Origin of the sequence: Psychrobacter okhotskensis (assembly GCF_965638355.1) — a bacterium.
Taxonomy (GTDB): Bacteria; Pseudomonadota; Gammaproteobacteria; order Pseudomonadales; family Moraxellaceae; genus Psychrobacter; species Psychrobacter okhotskensis.
Genome location: NZ_OZ281822.1, coordinates 599325 through 620176 on the forward strand (window position 1 = coordinate 599325; position 20852 = coordinate 620176).

The window sequence follows — 20852 nt, forward strand, 5'->3', positions numbered from 1 at the left end:
GCAGAAAAGAATATTTTTGCTAACATTGATAGTAGTCTTGAGCACTCAGCATTTTGTGTCGCGAGTTTTAGGCTGCAAGATTGGTTGATTATACAAAGCTCGATTATATAGAGAGTGGTCCAACTAATAAAGCCTATGGGCTGCTAGGGCGTGTTATTGATCTGCTAGATTTTATTAAAAAACCACTGACATAAAAAAGTCAAAAAAATGGACGATATCGTTGATAGCGTCCATTTATCATTTATCATTTAATAATTTATGATGGGCAATCGATTATACTAAACCATCCATCATAATATACCATCCATCATAATATACCAATCAACTAATTGTATTAATAAGCCCATCATTGTATTAGGCAGCTATTTAAGTCTGTGAATCTGGAATTTTCGTTTCTAGCGCTTTAGACTGCTCTGAATCTAATGTCTCAGCGTTGAGGGCATTAAATTCGTCAAACGCTTGTTCTTCGGCTGCTGTCATAGACGGTTCATCCTCTTCATCAGGCTGCTCGAACTCTTCCAGTATGGGCATCAGTAGCGTGGCTTGCGCTAATGGCAATACCTCTAAAGGATTCAAGTCGGCCTGACCCAGCAGCTGTTTTAGGCGTTCGCTAGGCAGACGAATCGTTAGGCACTCATGACCATTATCATCGTAGCTTTCTTCTAAGATAACGCCCAGCTCATACAAGGTGTTTTTAAATTGACCAGCCGTATAAGGCAGCGTCAAATCAAAGGTCGTCAAGGTACCGGTAAGCAGCTGCTGAACCGCAAGTGACAGCTCCTCCATTCCTAGATTTTGTCTAGATGACACATAGACGCGATTGGGCTGACCTTCGCTAGCGTAACCGATATGGGCAGGCTCATCTGTCAGGTCAATCTTGTTGTAGACGTTGAGCACGGGCACATCATTATCAATCTCTGCCAATACGTCTTTCACCGCTTGGATTTGCTCATGCATATCTTCACTTGATGAGTCGATGACATGTAGCAGTAAATCGGCTTCTAGCGTCTCTTCCAATGTGGCATGAAAAGATTCAACCAACTCATGCGGTAGGTGACGGACAAAACCTACGGTATCCACCAAAACCACACGACCAACACCCTGCCAGTCTAAGCGGCGTAGAGTAGGATCAAGCGTGGCAAACAGTTTATCCGCCGCATAGATGTTTTCATCGACCAAGCGGTTAAATAAGGTAGATTTTCCCGCGTTGGTATAACCGACGAGTGAGATAGTCGGTACGTCAGATTTCTGCCGACGGGCTCGACCTTGGGCACGGGTTTGGCGAACTTTTTCCAGTTTGGTTTTGAGCTGGTTTACCCGTGTTTGCAATAAGCGACGATCCGTTTCAAGCTGAGTTTCACCCGGTCCACGCAAGCCGATACCCCCTTTTTGGCGTTCCAAATGCGTCCAACCACGGACCAAACGTGTCGACAAATGGTTCAACTGCGCCAGCTCTACTTGTAGCTTACCTTCATAAGTACGCGCACGCTGGGCAAAGATATCTAAAATCAAACCGGTACGATCGAGTACACGGCATTGCACCACCGATTCAAGGTTACGCTCTTGTGACGGCGATAAACTGTGATTGAACAAAACGATATCAGCGTCATGCTCACGAACCAGTTCAGCGATTTCTTCCGCTTTACCACTACCAACGAAGAATTTGGCATCGGGTCTTTGGCGTGAGCCAGTAACCAACGCCAAGCGATCAGCCCCTGCTGAATCTGCCAGTAGCTCAAACTCGTTAAGATCGTCAGGATCTTGAATTTGGCGGATGTCTAAATGTACGATAATGGCGCGTTCGCCACCTTTATGTTTGTCAAAATAATCCAAAGAGTATCACCTATTAATAAAGTAAATAAATCGCTATTATCCATTCAGCTAGCTTTGATATAACGTTCATATGACCCTCTATATGTGGTCTTATCACTTGATATTAAAGGGTATTCGCATAATTTGCGATGACTTTATGTTACAGCCATTATCGTTGCAAATTTTCAAAGTTCTTAATACCCAGTATATAAACGAACATATGGAGTAGCAGCTCACAACACTGAGTGAACAAACTATCACTGAGCATCAGAATTTTGTTATACTTAGCTCGTTTTTTCACTATCCAAAAACTAGACATTCAATTATGAGGGACGAAGATGAGCCAAGCTAAGTCAGGCTTTTCACTCAGAAAACAATTGGGTCGCGGCAAACAGATTGCCGGTATGACCACGACGATCGCTGGAGGGCTACGCGCCGCTCAGCGGATTGGTGCCTTTAAACAGCCACCACGCGAAAAGCTGCCACGCTATATTCAAGCGTTTTGTCGCAAGATGGCCGGCTCATTTGGGGTAAAGGTCGTCGAAGTCGAGCCAGTACAACAGCATCATGGTCTATGGGTATCCAATCATGTGTCATGGATGGATATTCCGGTTGTGGGCACGGTGAGTCCGGCTTTTTTCTTATCTAAAGCAGAAATCGGTGAGTGGCCAGTATTTGGCAAGTTGGCTCATGCGGCAGGCACGGTGTTTATTCAGCGCGGTTCCGGCGATGCAGGCTCGGTGGCAGCGCAGATAGCCAGCTTTTTGGCGAAAGGGTTTTCGGTGGTATTCTTCCCAGAAGCGACCACCACAGATGGCAAGAAAATCAAGCGCATTCATGGTACCTTGTTACAAGCAGCGATAGATGCAGATGTACCGGTCCGCCCCATTGTTATCGCTTATGTCAATAAAGACGGTACGCTAAGCGAAGCATTGCCGTATTATGGCAAGCTGACAATGACAGAGAGCCTAAAAAAAGTGCTTGATACTAAGGATGTGACCGCTTATGTATTGCCGCTAGAACCAATAGATCCGAAGGGTCTAAATAAGAGCTCAGTAACTGACTTGCTACAAAAACGTATGCAAGAAGGCTTGGCTGAGCTACACACACGGGTGTTAACCACCGACCCTAAGGCATAATTTTCTAAAGTATAATCATCTGAAGCATCGCTTGTTAAATTAGAAAATCAGCCAAAAAAAGGCGCAAATCGCAGTGATAATGCTAGCGATTTGCGCCTTTTGCTTTTGATGTAAATACGCTAACTTATAAGTACCTTAGTCGCAATTTATGACAGTATGATTTGTATCAGACCAACGTTCGCATTGAATTAACTTAACTATCAAATTAATAGGTCAAGATAATAAACTATGGTGACGGATTGGGTTGTTGGGTATGTACCGCTTCAATCGCGTCTAATACGTCTGAGCTCAAGGTCAAATCGATACTGTCGATATTGGACTTGAGTTGCTCGGTACTGGTCGCTCCAATAATATTACTGGTCACAAATGGGCGTGAATTGACAAAGGCTAGCGACATTTGCGCCATATCCAAACCAGCATCAGCCGCTATCTTGGCATACTGTACGGTGGCTGATTTTGCTTGCTCGTTCACATAGCGGGCAAATCGATCATACATAGTGAGACGTGCACCTTCAGGGCGTTTACCATCGAGATATTTGCCAGATAGTACACCAAAGCCAAGCGGTGAATAAGCAAGCAGACCAACATTCTCACGATGCGCAATCTCTGCCATATTGACTTCATATAAGCGGTTCAGCAGGCTATAAGGGTTTTGCACGGTGATAGGCGCTATCAAATTATTTTTCTCAGCTTCCCACAGATAACGCATCAGACCCCAAGCCGTATCATTCGATAGCCCATAAGCACGAATACGACCTTTTTTGATCTCGTCATTTAATGCTTGAATGGTCTCTAAAAATGGCGTCAAACCCTCCAATGATTGCGCTGCCATCTCTTCAGTATAACCGCGCTGACCAAAGAAGTTCGCTTGGCGTTCAGGCCAATGTAGCTGATAAATATCGATATAATCGGTTTGGAGGCGTTCAAGGTTGCCATCGATGGCGCTACTGATGTGTTCAGCCGTGAAACGTGTTTGCCCGTCGCGTAAAAAATCCATCGGTGATATTTTACTGGCCAAGACAACTTTATTGCGCTGCTTGGTTCTGTTAAACCATGTGCCCATAAAGCGCTCAGTATCGCCTTGCTTGTCTTTATCTGGCGGTGACGGATACATTTCAGCCGTATCCCAAAAGTTCACCCCTTCGCTGAGCGCCATGTCCATTTGCTCATGCGCTTGGGTCTCGTCATTCTGTTGCCCCCACGTCATGGTACCCAGACAAATTTTGGAAACGCCTTCATTAATTTGTGGCAGTTTTTGATATTGCATCTTTTTATCCTTGTTTTTATTCTAAATAAGGTTTTTACTCTAAAGCAATTTTTATACTACATTAGCTTGATACCAGTGACGCCCGGCGGTGTTACTTTAAATACTTTCACTTTGAACAAGACGGATTGACCGGCTAAAGGATGATTGAAATCTACTTCTATCTCATCGTCACTGATGGCACTAATAGTGCCGGGTAAGGTGTTTTTGCCTTTGTCCTCAAACTCTATCATCATGCCGATTTCAGGGTTGTCAGCGACCAGCGCAAACTGGGTGCGGCTAAAATGCTGAATATTGTCAGGGTTCCAATCGCCAAACGCTTGCTCTGGATCGAGGTGGGCAGAGCGTGTATCACCCGCGCGCAGGTTCATTAACACTTGCTCAAAACCGGGCAATAAGCTCTCGTCGCCAATGGTCAGCGTCACTGGCGCATCGCGGCTAAACGTTGAGTCAATCACTGTACCATTCTCTAGGGAGACTTCAAAATGCAGCTTTACAAGGCTGCCAAAAGTGATGCGTGTGTCTTCATTGGGATTGATAAATTGCGAGTCATTCATAGTCAAAAGCCATCTGTTGCGGGATTGGGAAGTCAGGTCAAAAAATTCATATAAGAAATGATAAGTATAAGAAATGATAAGCCATCTGAGAAAGGTTGTAAGCGTAAATAGTGTAACGCAAATAGTGTACTATATTTGGCAAGTCTAAATGAGGGTGGAAGCAACCATGGCAAATAAGCAACAAGGTCACATTAAGAAGTGGCAAGATGATAAAGGCTTTGGCTTTATCGACACTGAGCATGGCGACTCAGTATTCTTTCATATCAATGAGTTCAAAGCGCGCCGTCGCCCTGAAGTGGGTGAGCAAGTCGTCTTTACGCTTGGCCAAGATAATCAAGGGCGGATGCAGGCAAAAGATGTGCAAGAGCTGAGCTTTGTACAACAGAAAATGGCACAAAAGAACAGCCAAATTCGTCAGCGTAACACAAAGCGTAGTCATCAAGCGGAGTTTGAAGCTGGCCAAAAGAAACGGCTGTTCCTCGGCATTGGGTTTTATGGCGTTTTAATCTTACTGGCCGTCACTGATAAGTTAAGCTGGCTGGTCGTTGGTTGGTACGCGGCATTAGGGATTATTACTTATGCGATGTACGCCAAAGACAAAGCAGCTGCGCAAAGTGGCGCTTGGCGCACCCCTGAGTCAACTTTGCATCTGCTAAGTGCGCTAGGTGGTTGGGTTGGGGCGATGGTCGCACAGACGTATCTGCGCCATAAGTCACAAAAGCCTGAGTTTCGAGTGGCGTATTATTTAACCGTCGTGATTAACATGGCGGGATTGTTGTTTATATTGGCTGGTGGAGGTTTAGAGACTCTGACCAATTTATTATCAGGGCTGCTATAAATAAAAACTAAGATGCGAATATGGATAAAATAATCATGAATAAATCAGGTTTCACTGCTGGCACGTTAGTACATACTAATAAAGGACTAGTGCCGATAGAGCAATTAAAAATTGGAGATAAAGTATTATCCAAACCTGCTGATGGCTTAGGTGATCTGGTTTATAACCCCGTACTTCGTACTATAGTCACCGAAAATACACCTGTGTTTTTTGCTACTTTTACACCTGAATCTGTAGACGATTTACCATTTGAGCAACTAACTAATCATGACCTTTATTTGGATTTAATATGCAGCGCAAACCATCCGTTTTGGGTGAGAGGTATAGGATGGAAAACTGCTGCAGAGTTGGGTAGGGGTAACACTACAGTTTTAGAAAATAATGAATCTGCATTCTTTGAAGGAGGTAGTGAAGAAGGGGGAATTGAAGTTGTATTTAAAACTGATAGAAATGCGGTTGGTTTTATTCCTAATTTTTATGATCAATCAAACAATGGACGATTTATTGACTTAGAAACAGGGCGTACTTTATATTTTGGAAGTTATGCCCCAGTATTTGAAAAGCTTTTCGTGAAAGATTCGGACTGGAAACAACGCTTATTAGAGCAAACCCCAGTAGAGTTGAGAGATAGTGCTGAGTTTTATAATTTCCGTACTGGCTTTTGGCAAGACGATGCAGGTATCGACTGGGCAGAAGGTGAAGGACCGGTGACTACTACTGTATATAATATTGAGGTAGCAGATACTCATACTTACTTTGTTTGCGACCAAGGTCTATGGGTATATGACAGCATGCCTAATATCAAATCATCTTAGCGAGTTAATATTATGGATAAATCAGGTTTCACCACTGGCACACTGGTACATACAGAAACAGGACTAGTGACCATAGAACAACTAAAGGTCGGTGATAAAGTATTATCTAAACCTGCCGATGGATTGGGTGATCTGGTTTACAAGAGGATAGCTCGGACGACAAATAACGATGCATCAATCTTCATAATGTATTTTAATACTTATGTAAATCCACAATTAAATTTGGCAGATAGAGTTAATCTAAGACGTAAGTTAAAGAAACAACAGATATTGCCTGAGCCTCTATTAATGACAGCAGATCATCCCTTTTGGACACAAAATAGAGGTTGGGTGAGAGCAGATAAATTGAACACTCAAGATATCTTGGTGACTAAGGATAATACTTATTTTACAACTGATAGTGGAGGTGGGTATGACTATAGATCTGAAGGCATAACACCTATGTATCATGCAAATAAAGAAGGATATGCTTATCAGGTAAGCTTTGGTGATGAAACAGGCGAACTCAAAGGATCATACGTTAATTTATTAACAGGAAGGTATGAACTTTACACAGATCCAGCACCATCATGGATAAATAAATTGTGGCAAGCTGACTCAGAATGGGAGCAACGCCTATTAGAACAAACGCCTGAAGGCGAACGTGAGCATGCTGAGTTCTTTGGCTTTCGTCAAGGTGAGTGGAGAGATCCAGATACTATTGATTGGAATGAGGGCGAAGGTCCATTGACCATGACTGTTTACAACATTGAAGTCGAAGACACGCATACTTACTTTGTGGGTGAGGCTGGTATTTGGGTGCATCATTAAATTTTTATATATAATAAAACTTAATCACGACGTCTATCCGCAAGCACATAATCTTACCGCTAGCCCTGATAGTAGTGGTTATCCTTATCTAAGAGAGGCTGATGAGACTCAGCTGCTGGAAGTGTCGCCGGTCAGAAATTCCAGCAGCGCTTTAGTCGAATAGCCTTTCTTAGGTAAGATAATAGCGTATAGCAGGATCAGCTCCGACACCTTAACTTATCAAAAATAACAGGCAAAAGAAAAGGTAGGTTACGTATTCGTAAACCCACCTTTTAAATCTAAAAACTAGCCACGATTATAAGCGCTAAACCGCACGCTTTTTTTCCAAAAACAGCATATCAATGACAATCAGCACCACGCCGATGCAAATACCCATATCGGCAACATTAAAAATTGGATAGTGCCAAACGTCGGCATAATGCACATGGATAAAGTCGATGACGTGACCATGTAGCAAGCGATCGATTAAATTGCCCAGCGCACCGCCCAATACTAAGGCCAGTCCGACAGAGAGCAGCTTGGCTTTTCGCGGCGCTTTAACCAAATAACCAATCAAGAATAACGACATTAATAATGCCAATCCGGAAAAAAACCACTTTTGCCAACCGCCAGCATCGGCCAAAAAGCTAAAAGCCGCACCGTAATTATAAGCCAACGTCCAATTGAGGAAGGGTTCAATTACTGGCACTGGCTCATGGAAAGTCAGGTTGGTTTCAGCCAGCCACTTCGTGCCTTGATCGATGATAAGCACGACCAGCGACAGCAAATACCACACAAAGGCACGACTGCCATTAGCCATCATTTTTGGCGTTTTGTTCAAACGATTTCTGGGCGTCGTTGAGTTCCCTGTTGTTGCATGCGCAGGTTTAGGCGAATTATCGACGTCAGTAGGCGGTTGCTTATCTTCTGGTAAGTCCGTGGGATTAGGCGTTAAGTTAGGCATAGTGGCGCACCTCTCCGTCACCGCTGACGTTGGTTGCACAACGCGCGCATAGTTCAGGGTGCGCGCTATCGGTACCAATATCATTACGGATATGCCAGCAGCGTACACATTTAGTGCCAGTCGCAGCATTAATATTGACTATTAAGTCTGCCGCTTCTTTGGTGCTATTTTCGGCTTGCTCTGTGGCGTCATTCTTAGTAGCAGCAGGAGCATCACTCATCGGCTTTAAGGTTGCGTTGCTGGTAATCAATACAAAACGCAGCTCTTCGCCAAGCTTGGCTAAGCTTTCATGCATCGCCCCATCGGCATATAAATCAACGTCAGCAGATAAGTTGGCATTGATGATTTTTTCACCGCGCGCCGTTTCGATATGTTTATTAACGATATCTTTTGCCTGCATGATACGTTGCCAATCATCGGTACTGATGGCACTTAGCTCAAACTCTGGGAAGGTATACCATTCTTCGGTAAACACATAACCTGCTTCATTGCCATTTTTACCTTGCAATACCTCCCACGCTTCTTGGGCGGTAAATGACAAAATCGGCGTAATCCAGCGAATCAATGCTTGGGCAATATGATAAATAGCCGTTTGCGCAGAACGACGTGGCTGTCCATCAGTTTGGGTCGTGTACTGACGGTCTTTGATGATATCTAAGTAGAAGCTGCCCAAGTCTTGTGAACAAAACGCGGCAATATGTTGCGTAACTTGGTGGAAGTCCATCGCATCATAGGCGTCGATGATTTGTGCTTGCACGATTTGCGTACGCTCAATGATGAATTTATCAAGGCTGACCAGCTCATTGATATCAATGCTGTTGGTCATCGGATCGAAATCATCGGTATTGGCAAGTAAAAAGCGCAAGGTGTTACGAATACGGCGATACATATCGATTGCGCCTTTAAAGACCGTTTTGCCCGCGCTCATCTCATAACGATAATCGCTCGACGCAATCCACAAACGCAGCATGTCTGCGCCTGTTTTATTGATCTCTTCTTGCGGCGTGATGATATTGCCCAGTGATTTACTCATCTTGCGGCCGTTTTCATCGACCACAAAACCATGGGTCAATACTTGCTTGAACGGTGGGCGCTCGTACATCGCTTCAGAGGTAAGCAGTGACGTCTGGAACCAACCACGATGCTGGTCAGAGCCTTCTAAGTATAGATCAGCGGGATTGGTCAATTCATCGCGTTGCTCAAGGACGGCAAAATGCGTCGTACCCGAGTCAAACCAAACGTCTAAGGTGTCGGTAGATTTATCATAATCAGCCGCTTCTGTACCTAAGTAATCTTCACAGCTGGCATCAAACCAAGCTTCAACGCCGCCAGCATCGATATTTTTTGCGGCGACTTCCATCAGCTCAAGCGTATTTGGATGCAGCTCGCCCGTTTCTTTATGAGTGAAAAAGGCAATCGGTACGCCCCAAGTACGCTGGCGTGAAATACACCAATCTGGGCGACCCGTCATCATCGATTCAATACGGTTTTGACCCCATGCTGGCGTCCAGTTGACGGCTGGGATATCTGCAAGTGCACGCTCACGTAAGCCTTCTTTCTCCATATTGATAAACCACTGCGGCGTGGCACGGAAGATAATCGGGGACTTATGACGCCAGCAATGCGGATAGCTGTGCTCAATCTTGGTATGGCTAACGAGATGGCCGTTGTCATGTAGGGCGGCGATGATTTTTGGATTGGCTTTGTAGATATGCTCGCCCGCAAATACCGCCGCGCTGTCTAAATAGACGCCCGTACCGCTCACTGGGTTTTCAACTGGCAAGTCATATTTGAGACCAACGATATAATCGTCAAGACCGTGACCCGGTGCGGTATGGACAAGGCCCGTACCGCTATCTGTAGTCACGTGATCGCCTAAAATTAATGGCACTTGACGATCTTCAATCAATGGATGCTGGGCGCGTAGACCTTCCAGCTCGCGTCCGGATACAGTCGCTAATACGCCTTCATTGCTGAGCTTAAACGCAGTCAGTGCGCTTTCAACCAAATCAGTCGCTAGTAGGAAGTTGCCTTTTTCGGTCGCCACCACACTATAGTCATGCTCGGGATGTACGGCGATGGCTTGGTTGGCAGGTAGCGTCCAAGGCGTCGTCGTCCAAATAACGGCTGCGATATTACCATCGATTTCGCTCAATGCGGCAACTTTTTCGGTATCGAGCACATCAAAGCTAACGTAGATAGCATCTGAGACTTTGTCCTGATATTCAACTTCGGCTTCAGCTAGGGCGGAGCTACAGTCTAAGCACCAATTGACCGGCTTCATACCGCGAGTCACATGACCGTTGTCATAAATTTTGGCAAGAGCGCGTACGATGTTGGCTTCTTGATGGAAGTTCATCGTCAGATAAGGATTGTCCCAATCACCAAACACACCCAGACGCTTGAAGTCTGCCTTCTGTAGCTCAATCTGCGTGCTTGCATATTCGCGGCACAGACCACGGAATTCAGTCGCAGAGACTTTTTGACCGACTTTGCCGACCTTGGCTTCGACCTTTTGCTCGATAGGCAGACCATGACAATCCCAACCGGGCACATAAGGTGCATCAAAGCCTGATAAGGTTTTTGACTTTACGATAATGTCTTTGAGCACTTTATTGACCGCATGACCTAAGTGAATCTGACCGTTGGCGTATGGAGGGCCATCATGCAAAATGTATTTGGTCGCACCTGTACGCGCCTGACGAATTTTGCCGTACACATCATCCGCTTCCCATGCAGCCAGCCAATCTGGCTCGCGTTTGGCAAGGTTTGCACGCATCGCAAAAGGCGTGTCGGCAAGGTTTAGCGTGTCTTTATAATCTTGGCTTGGTGTATCAGTGCTTTTATCAGTCATAGAAGGCGTCTTTTAAAATGAGGGTTAGAGGTTGCGTTTGAAATTCAGGCTTAAGGTTAAATATAATATGGGGTCAAATATTTGATAATCGATGCTAGCCTTTTGCTTAGAAAACGTTGCTTATAACGTGTTGCTTAAAAGATATAGCTTATAACGTGTTGCTTATAAATAGTTACGTCCATCATAAATGCTAATGAGACGATTGCAACAAAAAATATTTTTAACAGAATAATTAGAAAAGTGAATATGATAACGGCAGCTATTATATGACAAAATGGGTAGGGTAAAAAGAGCTGACCAGTATCGTCCTGTTTTTAACTAAAACCAATCATTGATGTCAGCATAAATACTTTGTCCATTAAAGCATAGGTCTGGCAAGTTTGATTGTCTATTTATTAGATTATACCTAACTGGCTAAGCGCTAAAAAACTTCTGACAACCACAAGCGCAATCTAAGCGACCAGAGTGGTTGAATACCGGTCAGCCCTTGCGTCATCTCGCCATCTTTTAGAACCACATAAGAAGGCGTGACTTGTCCTTGCCAATCGGCAAATATCTCACCTGCTTGATCGTTGACCGTGGTAAAGCGGTAACTATTTTCATTAAGGTAGCGGTGCAGCTCTTGATCTGAGCCAGACTTAATCGCAATGGTAACCACTGGATAATTATTTGCCGCTGCAAGCTTGTCTATCGTCGGTGAGGTCACACGACAAATCGGGCACCAAGTCCCCCAAAAGTATATCAGGGCCGGTTTATCCTCACTCAGCGCTGCTAAGTCAATGCTTTGACCTTGATAGTCGGTCAATTGCAGTTGCGGATTGGCTGGCATGACCGGTTGTCGCCACCAATTGACTGCGCTATAAATCACCGCAAATATCAAGCCATATAACAGTATGGTCTTAACTATCGACAACGTTCTTTGCTTCGACGTCTTTTTAGGTGTCTCAATTATCTTTTGGCTATCAGTCGTCATAGTGTCTGCTTTTTTTGCTTTGGCATAGTCAATCCCCTATAAATTAGATACGCTGTCAGGCTCGCTCAGTCTACTATATATAGTCAGAGCACTTTTAAACCGCTACGGTGTTACCCGCCCTAGAGGTACTCAATGTACTATCTGCGGTCGGTCGCCTTGTAGCGATTCTAAAATTCCTTGACTATATAGTACTTTCATTCGCCTTCCTTACATCTAAATTATCTTGAACCAGCGATAGATAAAAATAAACGGCTGAATAGTCAGCCGTTTATTAAAGTATTTTGTTAGAGGGTTTTTTTATACGAATCGCCTAAGGCTTTTGCGCGCGATTTTGTAATGGATCACCGATGAGGACGCTACCTGAATTTTCACGACGCTCTTCGTCGGTTAATTTACTCGCTGGAATTTTGGCTTTTTTCTTCCATTTTAAGCTAAATAAGTCATCACGGCGATCAAGCAAGTTATGCACCGAGCCTTCGTTACGGACATGAGTGAGCTTATCCAAATTCACATCTGAGAAGAAGACCATTTCGGTATTGGCTGTCGTTTCTGCCATAATCGCATCATGCGGAAAAGCAAAATCAGAGGGTGAAAAAATAGAGGACTGTGCGTATTGAATGTCTAAGCTTTCAACTTGCGGTAAATTACCCACTGAGCCGCATATCATCACATAACACTCGTTTTCAATGGCTCGTGCTTGGGCGCAGTGACGCACCCGCAAATAGCCGTTTTTGGTATCTGTCCAAAAAGGCACGAACAAAATATCCATATCGTCAAGCGCCAACAAGCGTGCAAGCTCAGGGAACTCAATGTCATAGCAGACTAAAATCCCAATACGACCCGCATCGGTATCGAATACTTTGACCTCGTCGCCACCTTCGATGACCCATGCGCTACGTTCATGCGGGGTAATATGAATCTTGCGCTGCTCTTCAACCGTCCCATCGCGGCGGCAGAGATAACTGACATTGTATAGTGTATCGTCTTCGTCCAATAATGGCATAGAGCCGGTGATTACATTGACGTTATAGCTGACTGCCAGATGCGAGACTTCGTTTTTGAACCATTCGGTATAACCGGCTAAAAAGCGAATGGCCACGTTTTGATCCGTGGATTCACACAGACCCATCAATGGCGCGTTAAAAAACTCTGGTAAGCAAGCAAAGTCTGAGTTGTAATCCGCCATAATATCAACGAAGAACTCCACTTGTTGTAGCAGCTCCTCAGGCGATTCAACCTCACGCATTTGCCACTGAATACCACCGATACGCACCTCTGATTTACGGGTGTTTGGCTTATAGTCTTGCGGCTCATAATAAATGTTGGCCCATTCAAGTAGCGTCGCAAAACCTTTAGACTGAGCATCATCTGGCAAATAGGCCGTCAAAATACGTTTAACAATAAAACCGTTGGATAATTGGAAAGATAGGGCAGAGTCGTGGATTTCACGTGACTCGACCGCATCGATATATTCGCCAGGGGTCAGGTCTTTGTGGTTATGATAATTAGGAATGCGACCACCGGCCAAGATGGCTCGGAAGTTTAACTGGCGGCACAGCTCTTTACGCGCATCATAAAGACGACGACCCAAACGGTAGCCACGATATTCAGGGTCAATTAGAGCATCCAAGCCATAAATAGCATCGCCTTTTGGATTGTCTCTAATGATTTCTTTGTGCCCAATCAGGTCATCATAGGTATGCGGGTTAGAGAACTTGGCATAATCAACGCGCATCGATAGCACGATACCAATCAATTGATCGTGGTCAAATAGGGCAATCTGTCCCTCTGGAAACGCATCAATCAAAGTATGAATAGTAGTCTTCGACCATGCACCGCCCAAGTTCACATACACGCGATCCATCAAGGCTTTTAACTGCGGATAATCTTTTTTCTTAATCTCAGCAATCGTGAGGTGAAAGTCGTCTATTTTTTCGATTTTACTCATAAGGTTCCTGTCTTCGCTGTCAATAAATGTCGTAAAGTTAACGCTGTATGCGCGGTAATAGCCATAGTTATCAGTAGAACTAAAAACTTTTGTGTAACAAAGGCGATAAAAATATTCCAATCGACTTATATAATCGTTACAATAATTTATCTTTTTATTTACAATGAGTTATAAAGACCACATCTCATATCAAAGATTTTGATAAGGGTTTTTCGTAGGTTTGCAAGCGTCTCTATTCAAGAATACTGACCTCATTAGTAGCTGTATCAATCGTACTTGAATAAACTACCTCTGTTCTACTAGTGCCCAAGTTCTGTCACATCTCTTATTATTTCTGGCTAGTCCCAGTTTGGCTTATTACTGCTGATTTCGATAATCATCATACCAAGGTAGCGGATCAATGACAGTCCCACGTAGTAAATATTTGCTACGTTTTTGTGAGTCGCTATCTCTGCTTAGCTTAGAATGAGTTTGGAATGAGCTTGGACGTAGTCTTTGTTTTTCTTGTTTTGTTTTGCGGCCTATGGGCGGCTTTTTAGGATTATTTTATGACGCCCTTAACGCGCACGGTCGACACATTAGAAACCGTAGAAGATTCCGCACTGATACAATTGGTGTATGTCAGCAGTATTACCCTCAGTGCACGGCTAAAAGCCTCAATATTCGATGAAGTAGAAGGTCATGCTCGCGATCATAATGAGCAGCATGGTATCACTGGTACTTTATGTTATGGCAATGGTCATTTTTTACAATGTATCGAAGGCAAGAAATCTGAGGTATTCGACCTGCAAAAACGCATTTTTGCGGATAGCCGTCACAAGAATATTGAAGTATTGCTATTGCGAGTCATCAATCAGCGCAGCTTTGTTGATTGGCGCATGCGCTTGTTGTTTTTGGAGCGTTGGTTATGGTCACCAGCGACCAAGAAACAAGCCGCGCAGTTGTCTCCTTTTTTACCGTTTACCCCGCATGGCTGGACTTCTGAGCGCACCGAGCAGTTTTTACAAATTATCAAAACCTTTGATACGCCGCCACATATAAAAGCCGCCGGTATTACTTACAATGCCTTGGGCAATATGTTTCGCCATATCGCGGCGCCGCACCAAGCGTTTTTAATCGTCCAAGGTTGTTTGAGTCTATTGTTGATGGTCGCATTGGTACTGCTTTATTTATCATAAACATCTTATAGATTAACTACTTTTACGCTTTTAATCTTTTATACAAGTGATGCATTGCCAGCTTAAGAGCAAAAAAGACGCTAAACTTTTCAGTCTAGCGTCTTTTTTATACCATAAAAATGGTTTACTTCCTGCTAAACCATCAATCAACAGACCCTAATCACATATCAAAAATCTTCCCACGGTTCATGATGTTGTTTGGATCAAATACTTTTTTGACTTCGCGTAAGTAATTAATCTCAGTTTCGCTGCGGCTATAGTGCAGATAAGGCTTTTTGGTCATGCCAACGCCATGTTCAGCAGAGACTGAACCGCCGTATTTTCGTACCGTCTCAAATACGTGTTTATTAACGATTTGACATTCTGCAAAGAAGTCATCTTTGCTCATATTTTCTGGCTTTAAGATATTCAGATGCAAGTTACCGTCACCGATATGACCGAACCAACACACTTCAAAGTCAGGGTAGTTGCTGCTGACGATGTGATCAATATCAGCGATAAACTCAGGTACGTAGCTTATCAGTACCGAGACATCGTTTTTATAAGGGGTAAATACTGAGATGGTCTCCGAGATATATTCGCGCAGCTTCCACAGCTCTTCCGCCTGCGCCAGACTCTGACTCATCACCCCATCGACGACCCAACCTTGTTCCATACAATGCTCAAATATTGCCATGGCTTTATCCATGATAGGCTCATACGGCGCTTCAAACTCGAGTAGCGTATAAAACTTGGTACGTGACTCAAACGGCTCTTGTACTTGGCCGTGCGCCATCAGCTTATCAATGGCCACATCATCAAAGAACTCAAACGCGGTCAAATCGATCTTTGCTTGAAAGGCTGATAGCACATTCATGACGTCGTTAAAGCTGTCCATGCCAAGTACCATGACGTTTAAGTCTTGCGGCTGACGCTCAAGCTTGATTTGCGCATGAGTCACTAAACCAAGCGTGCCTTCGCTACCGATAAACAACTGGCGCAAGTCATAACCGGTGGCATTTTTCACCATGCCGCGATTGAGCTGCAAGATATCACCTTTACCAGTGACGACAGTCAGGCCCATAATCCATTGACGAGTCATGCCATAACGAATTACCTTGATACCGCCCGCATTGGTGCCGATATTACCGCCCATTTGGCTAGAGCCAGCCGAAGCAAAGTCGACAGGGTAGTAGAGGTCGTTAGATTCGGCGAATTGTTGCAATTGCTCAGTCACCACGCCCGCTTCAATCTCGACTAAGCGATCAGCAGGATAGAATTTGCCGATTTGGTTCATCTTATCCATACTGACCACAATCTCACCATTGGCCGCGACCGCGCCAGCAGACAGACCGGTGCGACCGCCACTTGGCGTCAAGACAACATTGTGCTCATTGGCAAGCAAGACGATGGCTTGCACTTGCTCAGTGGTTTTTGGAAAGACAATGGCCGAGGCGGCAGGCGCGAAATGCTTGGTCCAGTCTTTGCCCCAATGTTCTAGGCTTTCGCTATCGGTCTTGATTTGGCTGGCGTCAAATTGATGGCTATCAAGCAGTGTGCGTAAAATAGTCTGCACGGCGTTGGTATTGTCATTGGTGTCAGGTGTAGGCTGGCTAGATAAAGAGGTCATGGTCAAATCTCGGTATGAACGTAGGCGCTATGCATAAAGGGGATTATTATATCGCTAAATGGATATAACGAAGCGGCTATAACTGTGTTTATATAATAAGAAGGTCGCGAATGTGGTTTTTAGTATTCATGAATATGCTTATTATATAATGAAATATTTGCGCGCGCATACATGGCATAAATAGTTAAAAAGACAGTTTAATAAACATTGAACATAATAGTTCACTATAGCATAAAAAGTTTTCAGGCTTGATATCCAATAATTCATCTAATCTGCTAACATCGACGTCGAATTTTGTGTAAGATATCCGGACTGTTTTCGTTTCATCCATCGTATAGTCAAAGCACTTGTAAATGGTTACGGCGTTAACCTCTCTAAATGTACTAAGTTGTACTATTTGCGCTCGGTTGCCTTGTACCCACTTTAAACTGCTTCGACTATAGATTATCCTTCAGATAATTTTATAAGACAATTATAGGACAGTTCTCATATGGCGTTATCACTACAAAAAGACAAAATCCGCTTTTTATTGCTTGAAGGTCTACACGACAATGCCTTAAAAATATTGACAGATGCTGGTTATCAAAACATCGAGAATATCAGTCATGCGTTAGATAAAGAAGAGCTGATCGAAAAGATCAAAGACGCTCACTTCATCGGTATTCGCTCACGCACCCAACTGACGCGTGAAGTACTGGAGCATGCGCACAAGCTGATTGGTATTGGTTGCTTCTGTATCGGTACCAACCAAGTAGACTTGGAAGCGGCTCGTGAACTGGGTATTCCCGTCTTTAACGCGCCGTATTCGAATACTCGTTCGGTGGCTGAGTTGGTATTGGCCGAAACCATCATGCTGTATCGCGGCATTCCTGAAAAAAATGCCACCGTACATCGCGGCGGCTGGGGCAAGTCTGCGACCAACTCGCATGAAGTACGCGGCAAGACCATGGGTATCGTCGGCTATGGCTCTATCGGCTCACAGTTGTCTGTGTTAGCAGAAAGTTTCGGTATGAAGGTCATTTATCATGACGTGGTGACCAAATTGCCATTGGGTAACGCCGTACAAGTCGGCAGCTTAGAAGAATTACTGTCGACCGCTGATATCGTGACCTTGCATGTTCCTGATGTGCCAAGCACCCGCTATATGATGAAAGCTGAGCAATTTGCGCATATGAAAGACGGTAGCTACTTTATCAATGCCGCACGGGGTACTTGTGTCGAGATTGATGATCTAGCAGCGGTATTAGAATCTGGCAAAATCTTGGGCGCGGCGATTGACGTATTCCCAAAGGAGCCAAAATCTGCTGACCAAGAGTTTGAATCACCGCTACGTAAATTCGATAACGTGATTTTGACGCCACATATCGGCGGCTCAACGCAAGAAGCACAAGCCAACATCGGTCTAGAAGTCGCAGAAAAATTCGTTCGATATTCAGATCAAGGTGATACCCTCACGGCAGTGAACTTCCCAGAAGTCTCTATTCCGTTTAAAGAAGGCTCACATCGTCTGTTACATATCCACAAAAACGTACCTGGCGTCCTCTCACAGATTAACCGTCTGTTCGCTGAGGCGCACATCAATATCTTGGCACAGAGCTTAATGACCGAAGGCGATGTTGGTTATTTGGTCATGGACGTAGATTACAACGACTCAAGCGCGGCGCTGGATCAGCTAAAAGACGTTGAAGAAACCATTCGCGTCCGTATTTTGTTCTAATAGATTACTCATAACGTTTCAGACTGACGGTATACTGATGGTATAAAAACACGTCTTAAAGTAAGTTAAGCGAAATAGCAGATGACCTTGGTGGTTGTCTGCTATTTTTTTATGTTGGGTATCGTTATAAGTATAGGGTCTAGATTGCTTTGTTTGATTTTACTGCGTTAGCGACCTTCGACCACGATTGTCCTACAAAAGTCCTAATGAGTGAGCAGGTTGAGACTGGTTAATATTGAATGAGCAAAACCATTGAACCATTTAAGACAAAACCATTTAAGACAAGAGCATGCAAAATAAAACCATACAAAATAAAGCCATGCAAAATAAGACGACAACCATAAAACTTAAAACCACAATGTGACAATACGATAACGGCTTAACTTATGACCACCACATTTTATACGATTGGACATTCGACCCGTAGTCTTGATGAGCTGATTGAGATGCTTCAAGCGGCTGATATCGAATTGCTCATCGATGTGCGCAGCTTTCCTCGTTCTCGTACCAATCCTGTTTTTAATATCGATACTTTTCCACAAGCGCTCAGTCAAGTTGGTATCAGTTATCAGCACTGCACCGACCTTGGCGGGCGACGTCCAAAACAAAGGCAGGTCGATGAGCAGATAAATGATTTATGGCGCGTGCAAGCTTTTCATAACTATGCAGATTATGCGTTGAGTGATACTTTTCAAGCCGCTCTCGACCAACTCATGCAACTGGGAAAAAAACAGCGTCTGACCCTGATGTGTTCTGAAGCAGTATGGTGGCGTTGCCATCGGCGTATCATTACCGATTATTTACTTCTGAGAGGCCATAGGGTGGATCATATCATGGGCGTTGGTCGCTTAGATCTTGCCAAACCGACACCAGGAGCTGAGCTAAATAGTCAAGACCAAGTGGTTTATCCAGCGGTATAAAAAAAGGGTTAAAAGAAGATACGCTGTTGGTCCCTTCTTTTAACCCTCATTTTCAATAAATCCGCATTTCTAATAGACGCTAGTGTCGTTAAGTGTTTGCTGATTTCTATTGTTTAGATTTAGCGTTTTCTTGCTGCTTTCGCGCTTCAATCTTTGCCGCCTTACGCTTTTCTATAACGTCCATCACATCGCTACCAATATGAGCTTCGCCGCGCTTTTTCGCCAGCTGCATTTGATGCTCGCGCTCACGGAATCGTGCTTTTTGCTCGTCAGTGGCTTTATCGATACAATGCGGGCAAGATTCGCCTTTGATATAAGCCGCACTTTGCATGTCATCTTGAGTAATGGGCATACGACAAGCGAAGCATTGCTCATAGCTGCCTTTTTCTAAGTTATGATTGACCGAAACCCGATTGTCAAAGACGAAGCAGTCGCCTTGCCACATAGAGTCGCTGGCAGGCACTTCTTCGAGATATTTTAGGATGCCGCCTTCTAGATGATATACCTCTTCAAAGCCTTGCTCGCGCAAATAGGCTGTAGACTTCTCACAGCGGATACCACCGGTACAGAACATCGCAACTTTTTTATGCTTAGCGGGGTCAAGCTCTTTTGCGACGTACTCTGGGAACTCGCGGAAGGTTTCGGTATTTGGGTTGACGGCATTTTGAAAGGTACCGATTTGCACTTCGTAATCGTTACGCGTATCAATCAAAATAACCTCAGGGTCTGAGATAAGCGCATTCCATTCGCTTGGTTTTACATAACGACCGACCGACTGCAATGGATCGATATTCTCCACGCCCATCGTCACGATTTCTTTTTTTAGCTTTACCTTAGTGCGATAAAAAGGCTGGGTATCGGTGTAAGATTCTTTAAAAGTAAAGCTGCCAATCGCTTCGATGCCACGCAAATAATCTAGGACATTATCGATACCTTGGCGGCTACCAGAAATCGTGCCATTAATGCCTTCAGCAGCGATTAACAAAGTACCTTTGACCTCATTCTCAATCATGGTATTTAAAATCGGCTCACGATATTGCTCAAAGTCAGCGAAGCGCGTGAACTTATAAAGAGCGGCAACGACGATATTATTGGTGACGCTATCGTAGGCTGGGGCTGACTTACTATCGGTCAGATTGGTATCAGCATTGCTATTTTGAATGGTACTCATATTTTTCTCCTGCTGGCTAGGTCGCAAACCTAGTGCATTGGGTTAGCAGTCTGGTTCAAATAAACACGCTATTGTGTCATCCTCGCTTGATGTACTTTGGGTACAATCTGTGCTCGGCTTCCTTATATCGCATTCATTTGAAATAGACTTGGTTGGTTTAGAATGAGATATAACACTAGCGCAATTGTGGAATTGGCTAATGCGGGCGTAGTGTAGCAAATTTAGCGTAGATTTTGAATAATTTAATAGCTGATAGCATCGTTAAATACAGGCATCACTCATTAAAGACTCTTATTGAAGCGAT

General features: G+C 44.2%; 16 protein-coding genes. 7 read left to right on the forward strand and 9 right to left on the reverse strand.

The features are described from left to right. Positions 1-366 precede the first annotated feature (366 nt). Positions 367-1833 (reverse strand): ribosome rescue GTPase HflX, encoded by a 1467-nt coding sequence (gene hflX / locus ACSUPM_RS02485; RefSeq protein ID WP_025650927.1) that lies wholly within the window; start codon positions 1831-1833, stop codon positions 367-369. A gap of 317 nt (positions 1834-2150) precedes the next feature. Here hflX and ACSUPM_RS02490 point away from each other — a divergent pair, with 317 nt between their 5' ends. Continuing rightward, on the forward strand, positions 2151-2951 hold the full coding sequence (locus ACSUPM_RS02490) for a lysophospholipid acyltransferase family protein (RefSeq protein WP_025650928.1): 801 nt from the start codon (positions 2151-2153) through the stop codon (positions 2949-2951). Positions 2952-3177: 226 nt separating this feature from the next. On the opposite strand, the gene ACSUPM_RS02495 is transcribed toward ACSUPM_RS02490, so the two are convergent. Both ACSUPM_RS02495 and ACSUPM_RS02500 read right to left on the reverse strand, forming a co-directional pair. Continuing rightward, positions 3178-4218 (reverse strand): aldo/keto reductase, encoded by a 1041-nt coding sequence (locus ACSUPM_RS02495; RefSeq protein ID WP_436880149.1) that lies wholly within the window; start codon positions 4216-4218, stop codon positions 3178-3180. A 56-nt stretch (positions 4219-4274) separates the two neighbouring features. Then, positions 4275-4772: an FKBP-type peptidyl-prolyl cis-trans isomerase gene (locus tag ACSUPM_RS02500; RefSeq protein ID WP_201565886.1), complete on the reverse strand. Its 498-nt coding sequence runs from the start codon at positions 4770-4772 to the stop codon at positions 4275-4277. 166 nt (positions 4773-4938) lie between these two features. Here ACSUPM_RS02500 and ACSUPM_RS02505 point away from each other — a divergent pair, with 166 nt between their 5' ends. Genes ACSUPM_RS02505 through ACSUPM_RS02515 form a run of 3 tightly spaced genes read left to right on the forward strand, consistent with a single transcriptional unit; the run spans position 4939 to position 7235 of the window. After that, positions 4939-5610: a DUF1294 domain-containing protein gene (locus ACSUPM_RS02505; RefSeq protein ID WP_201616452.1), complete on the forward strand. Its 672-nt coding sequence runs from the start codon at positions 4939-4941 to the stop codon at positions 5608-5610. Positions 5611-5630: 20 nt separating this feature from the next. Then, positions 5631-6425, forward strand: a complete 795-nt coding sequence (locus ACSUPM_RS02510) for a hypothetical protein (protein ID WP_352286750.1) — start codon at positions 5631-5633, stop codon at positions 6423-6425. A 12-nt stretch (positions 6426-6437) separates the two neighbouring features. Beyond that, positions 6438-7235: a hypothetical protein gene (locus ACSUPM_RS02515; RefSeq protein ID WP_352286747.1), complete on the forward strand. Its 798-nt coding sequence runs from the start codon at positions 6438-6440 to the stop codon at positions 7233-7235. A gap of 304 nt (positions 7236-7539) precedes the next feature. On the opposite strand, the gene lspA is transcribed toward ACSUPM_RS02515, so the two are convergent. From lspA to ACSUPM_RS02535, 4 genes are all read right to left on the reverse strand, one after another. Continuing rightward, positions 7540-8178, reverse strand: coding sequence for a signal peptidase II (gene lspA / locus ACSUPM_RS02520; RefSeq protein WP_201631546.1), 639 nt, complete (start codon positions 8176-8178; stop codon positions 7540-7542). Next, positions 8171-11032 carry an isoleucine--tRNA ligase gene (ileS, locus tag ACSUPM_RS02525; RefSeq protein ID WP_436880150.1) on the reverse strand — a complete coding sequence of 954 codons (2862 nt, stop codon included), beginning with the start codon at positions 11030-11032 and terminating at the stop codon, positions 8171-8173. The genes lspA and ileS overlap by 8 nt, the downstream gene beginning before the upstream one ends. A 421-nt stretch (positions 11033-11453) precedes the next feature. Continuing rightward, positions 11454-12005, reverse strand: a complete 552-nt coding sequence (locus tag ACSUPM_RS02530; RefSeq protein ID WP_025650934.1) for a protein disulfide oxidoreductase — start codon at positions 12003-12005, stop codon at positions 11454-11456. A gap of 310 nt (positions 12006-12315) precedes the next feature. Then, a complete protein-coding gene (locus ACSUPM_RS02535) occupies positions 12316-13953 on the reverse strand; it encodes a carbon-nitrogen hydrolase family protein (protein WP_025650935.1) in 1638 nt (545 codons plus the stop codon). 548 nt (positions 13954-14501) lie between these two features. On the opposite strand from ACSUPM_RS02535, the gene ACSUPM_RS02540 reads away from it, so the two are divergent. Beyond that, entirely contained in the window at positions 14502-15131 is a 630-nt protein-coding gene (locus ACSUPM_RS02540) for a BLUF domain-containing protein (RefSeq protein ID WP_201565906.1), read from the forward strand. A 160-nt stretch (positions 15132-15291) separates the two neighbouring features. On the opposite strand, the gene ACSUPM_RS02545 is transcribed toward ACSUPM_RS02540, so the two are convergent. After that, a complete protein-coding gene (locus ACSUPM_RS02545) occupies positions 15292-16740 on the reverse strand; it encodes an FAD-binding oxidoreductase (RefSeq protein WP_350587746.1) in 1449 nt (482 codons plus the stop codon). A gap of 490 nt (positions 16741-17230) precedes the next feature. Here ACSUPM_RS02545 and serA point away from each other — a divergent pair, with 490 nt between their 5' ends. Together serA and ACSUPM_RS02555 are read left to right on the forward strand one after the other, a co-directional pair. Then, positions 17231-18457, forward strand: a complete 1227-nt coding sequence (gene serA, locus ACSUPM_RS02550; RefSeq protein ID WP_025650938.1) for a phosphoglycerate dehydrogenase — start codon at positions 17231-17233, stop codon at positions 18455-18457. Positions 18458-18843: 386 nt separating this feature from the next. Next, complete coding sequence (locus ACSUPM_RS02555) at positions 18844-19377, forward strand: DUF488 domain-containing protein (protein WP_101211827.1); 534 nt, start codon at positions 18844-18846, stop codon at positions 19375-19377. A gap of 106 nt (positions 19378-19483) precedes the next feature. On the opposite strand, the gene trhO is transcribed toward ACSUPM_RS02555, so the two are convergent. Then, entirely contained in the window at positions 19484-20548 is a 1065-nt protein-coding gene (gene trhO, locus ACSUPM_RS02560) for an oxygen-dependent tRNA uridine(34) hydroxylase TrhO (RefSeq protein ID WP_436880151.1), read from the reverse strand. Positions 20549-20852: the final 304 nt, after the last annotated feature.

What these genes read in the sequence shown, in the direction of transcription:
- serA (WP_025650938.1), top strand. Translation starts at nt 17,231, where the DNA reads ATGGCGTTATCACTACAAAAAGACAAAATCCGCTTTTTATTGCTTGAA.
- ACSUPM_RS02540 (WP_201565906.1), top strand. Translation starts at nt 14,502, where the DNA reads ATGACGCCCTTAACGCGCACGGTCGACACATTAGAAACCGTAGAAGAT.
- ACSUPM_RS02495 (WP_436880149.1), bottom strand. Translation starts at nt 4,218, where the DNA reads ATGCAATATCAAAAACTGCCACAAATTAATGAAGGCGTTTCCAAAATT.
- ACSUPM_RS02530 (WP_025650934.1), bottom strand. Translation starts at nt 12,005, where the DNA reads ATGACGACTGATAGCCAAAAGATAATTGAGACACCTAAAAAGACGTCG.
- ileS (WP_436880150.1), bottom strand. Translation starts at nt 11,032, where the DNA reads ATGACTGATAAAAGCACTGATACACCAAGCCAAGATTATAAAGACACG.
- trhO (WP_436880151.1), bottom strand. Translation starts at nt 20,548, where the DNA reads ATGAGTACCATTCAAAATAGCAATGCTGATACCAATCTGACCGATAGT.
- ACSUPM_RS02535 (WP_025650935.1), bottom strand. Translation starts at nt 13,953, where the DNA reads ATGAGTAAAATCGAAAAAATAGACGACTTTCACCTCACGATTGCTGAG.
- lspA (WP_201631546.1), bottom strand. Translation starts at nt 8,178, where the DNA reads ATGCCTAACTTAACGCCTAATCCCACGGACTTACCAGAAGATAAGCAA.
- ACSUPM_RS02500 (WP_201565886.1), bottom strand. Translation starts at nt 4,772, where the DNA reads ATGAATGACTCGCAATTTATCAATCCCAATGAAGACACACGCATCACT.
- ACSUPM_RS02505 (WP_201616452.1), top strand. Translation starts at nt 4,939, where the DNA reads ATGGCAAATAAGCAACAAGGTCACATTAAGAAGTGGCAAGATGATAAA.
- ACSUPM_RS02510 (WP_352286750.1), top strand. Translation starts at nt 5,631, where the DNA reads ATGGATAAAATAATCATGAATAAATCAGGTTTCACTGCTGGCACGTTA.
- ACSUPM_RS02515 (WP_352286747.1), top strand. Translation starts at nt 6,438, where the DNA reads ATGGATAAATCAGGTTTCACCACTGGCACACTGGTACATACAGAAACA.
- ACSUPM_RS02545 (WP_350587746.1), bottom strand. Translation starts at nt 16,740, where the DNA reads ATGACCTCTTTATCTAGCCAGCCTACACCTGACACCAATGACAATACC.
- ACSUPM_RS02555 (WP_101211827.1), top strand. Translation starts at nt 18,844, where the DNA reads ATGACCACCACATTTTATACGATTGGACATTCGACCCGTAGTCTTGAT.
- ACSUPM_RS02490 (WP_025650928.1), top strand. Translation starts at nt 2,151, where the DNA reads ATGAGCCAAGCTAAGTCAGGCTTTTCACTCAGAAAACAATTGGGTCGC.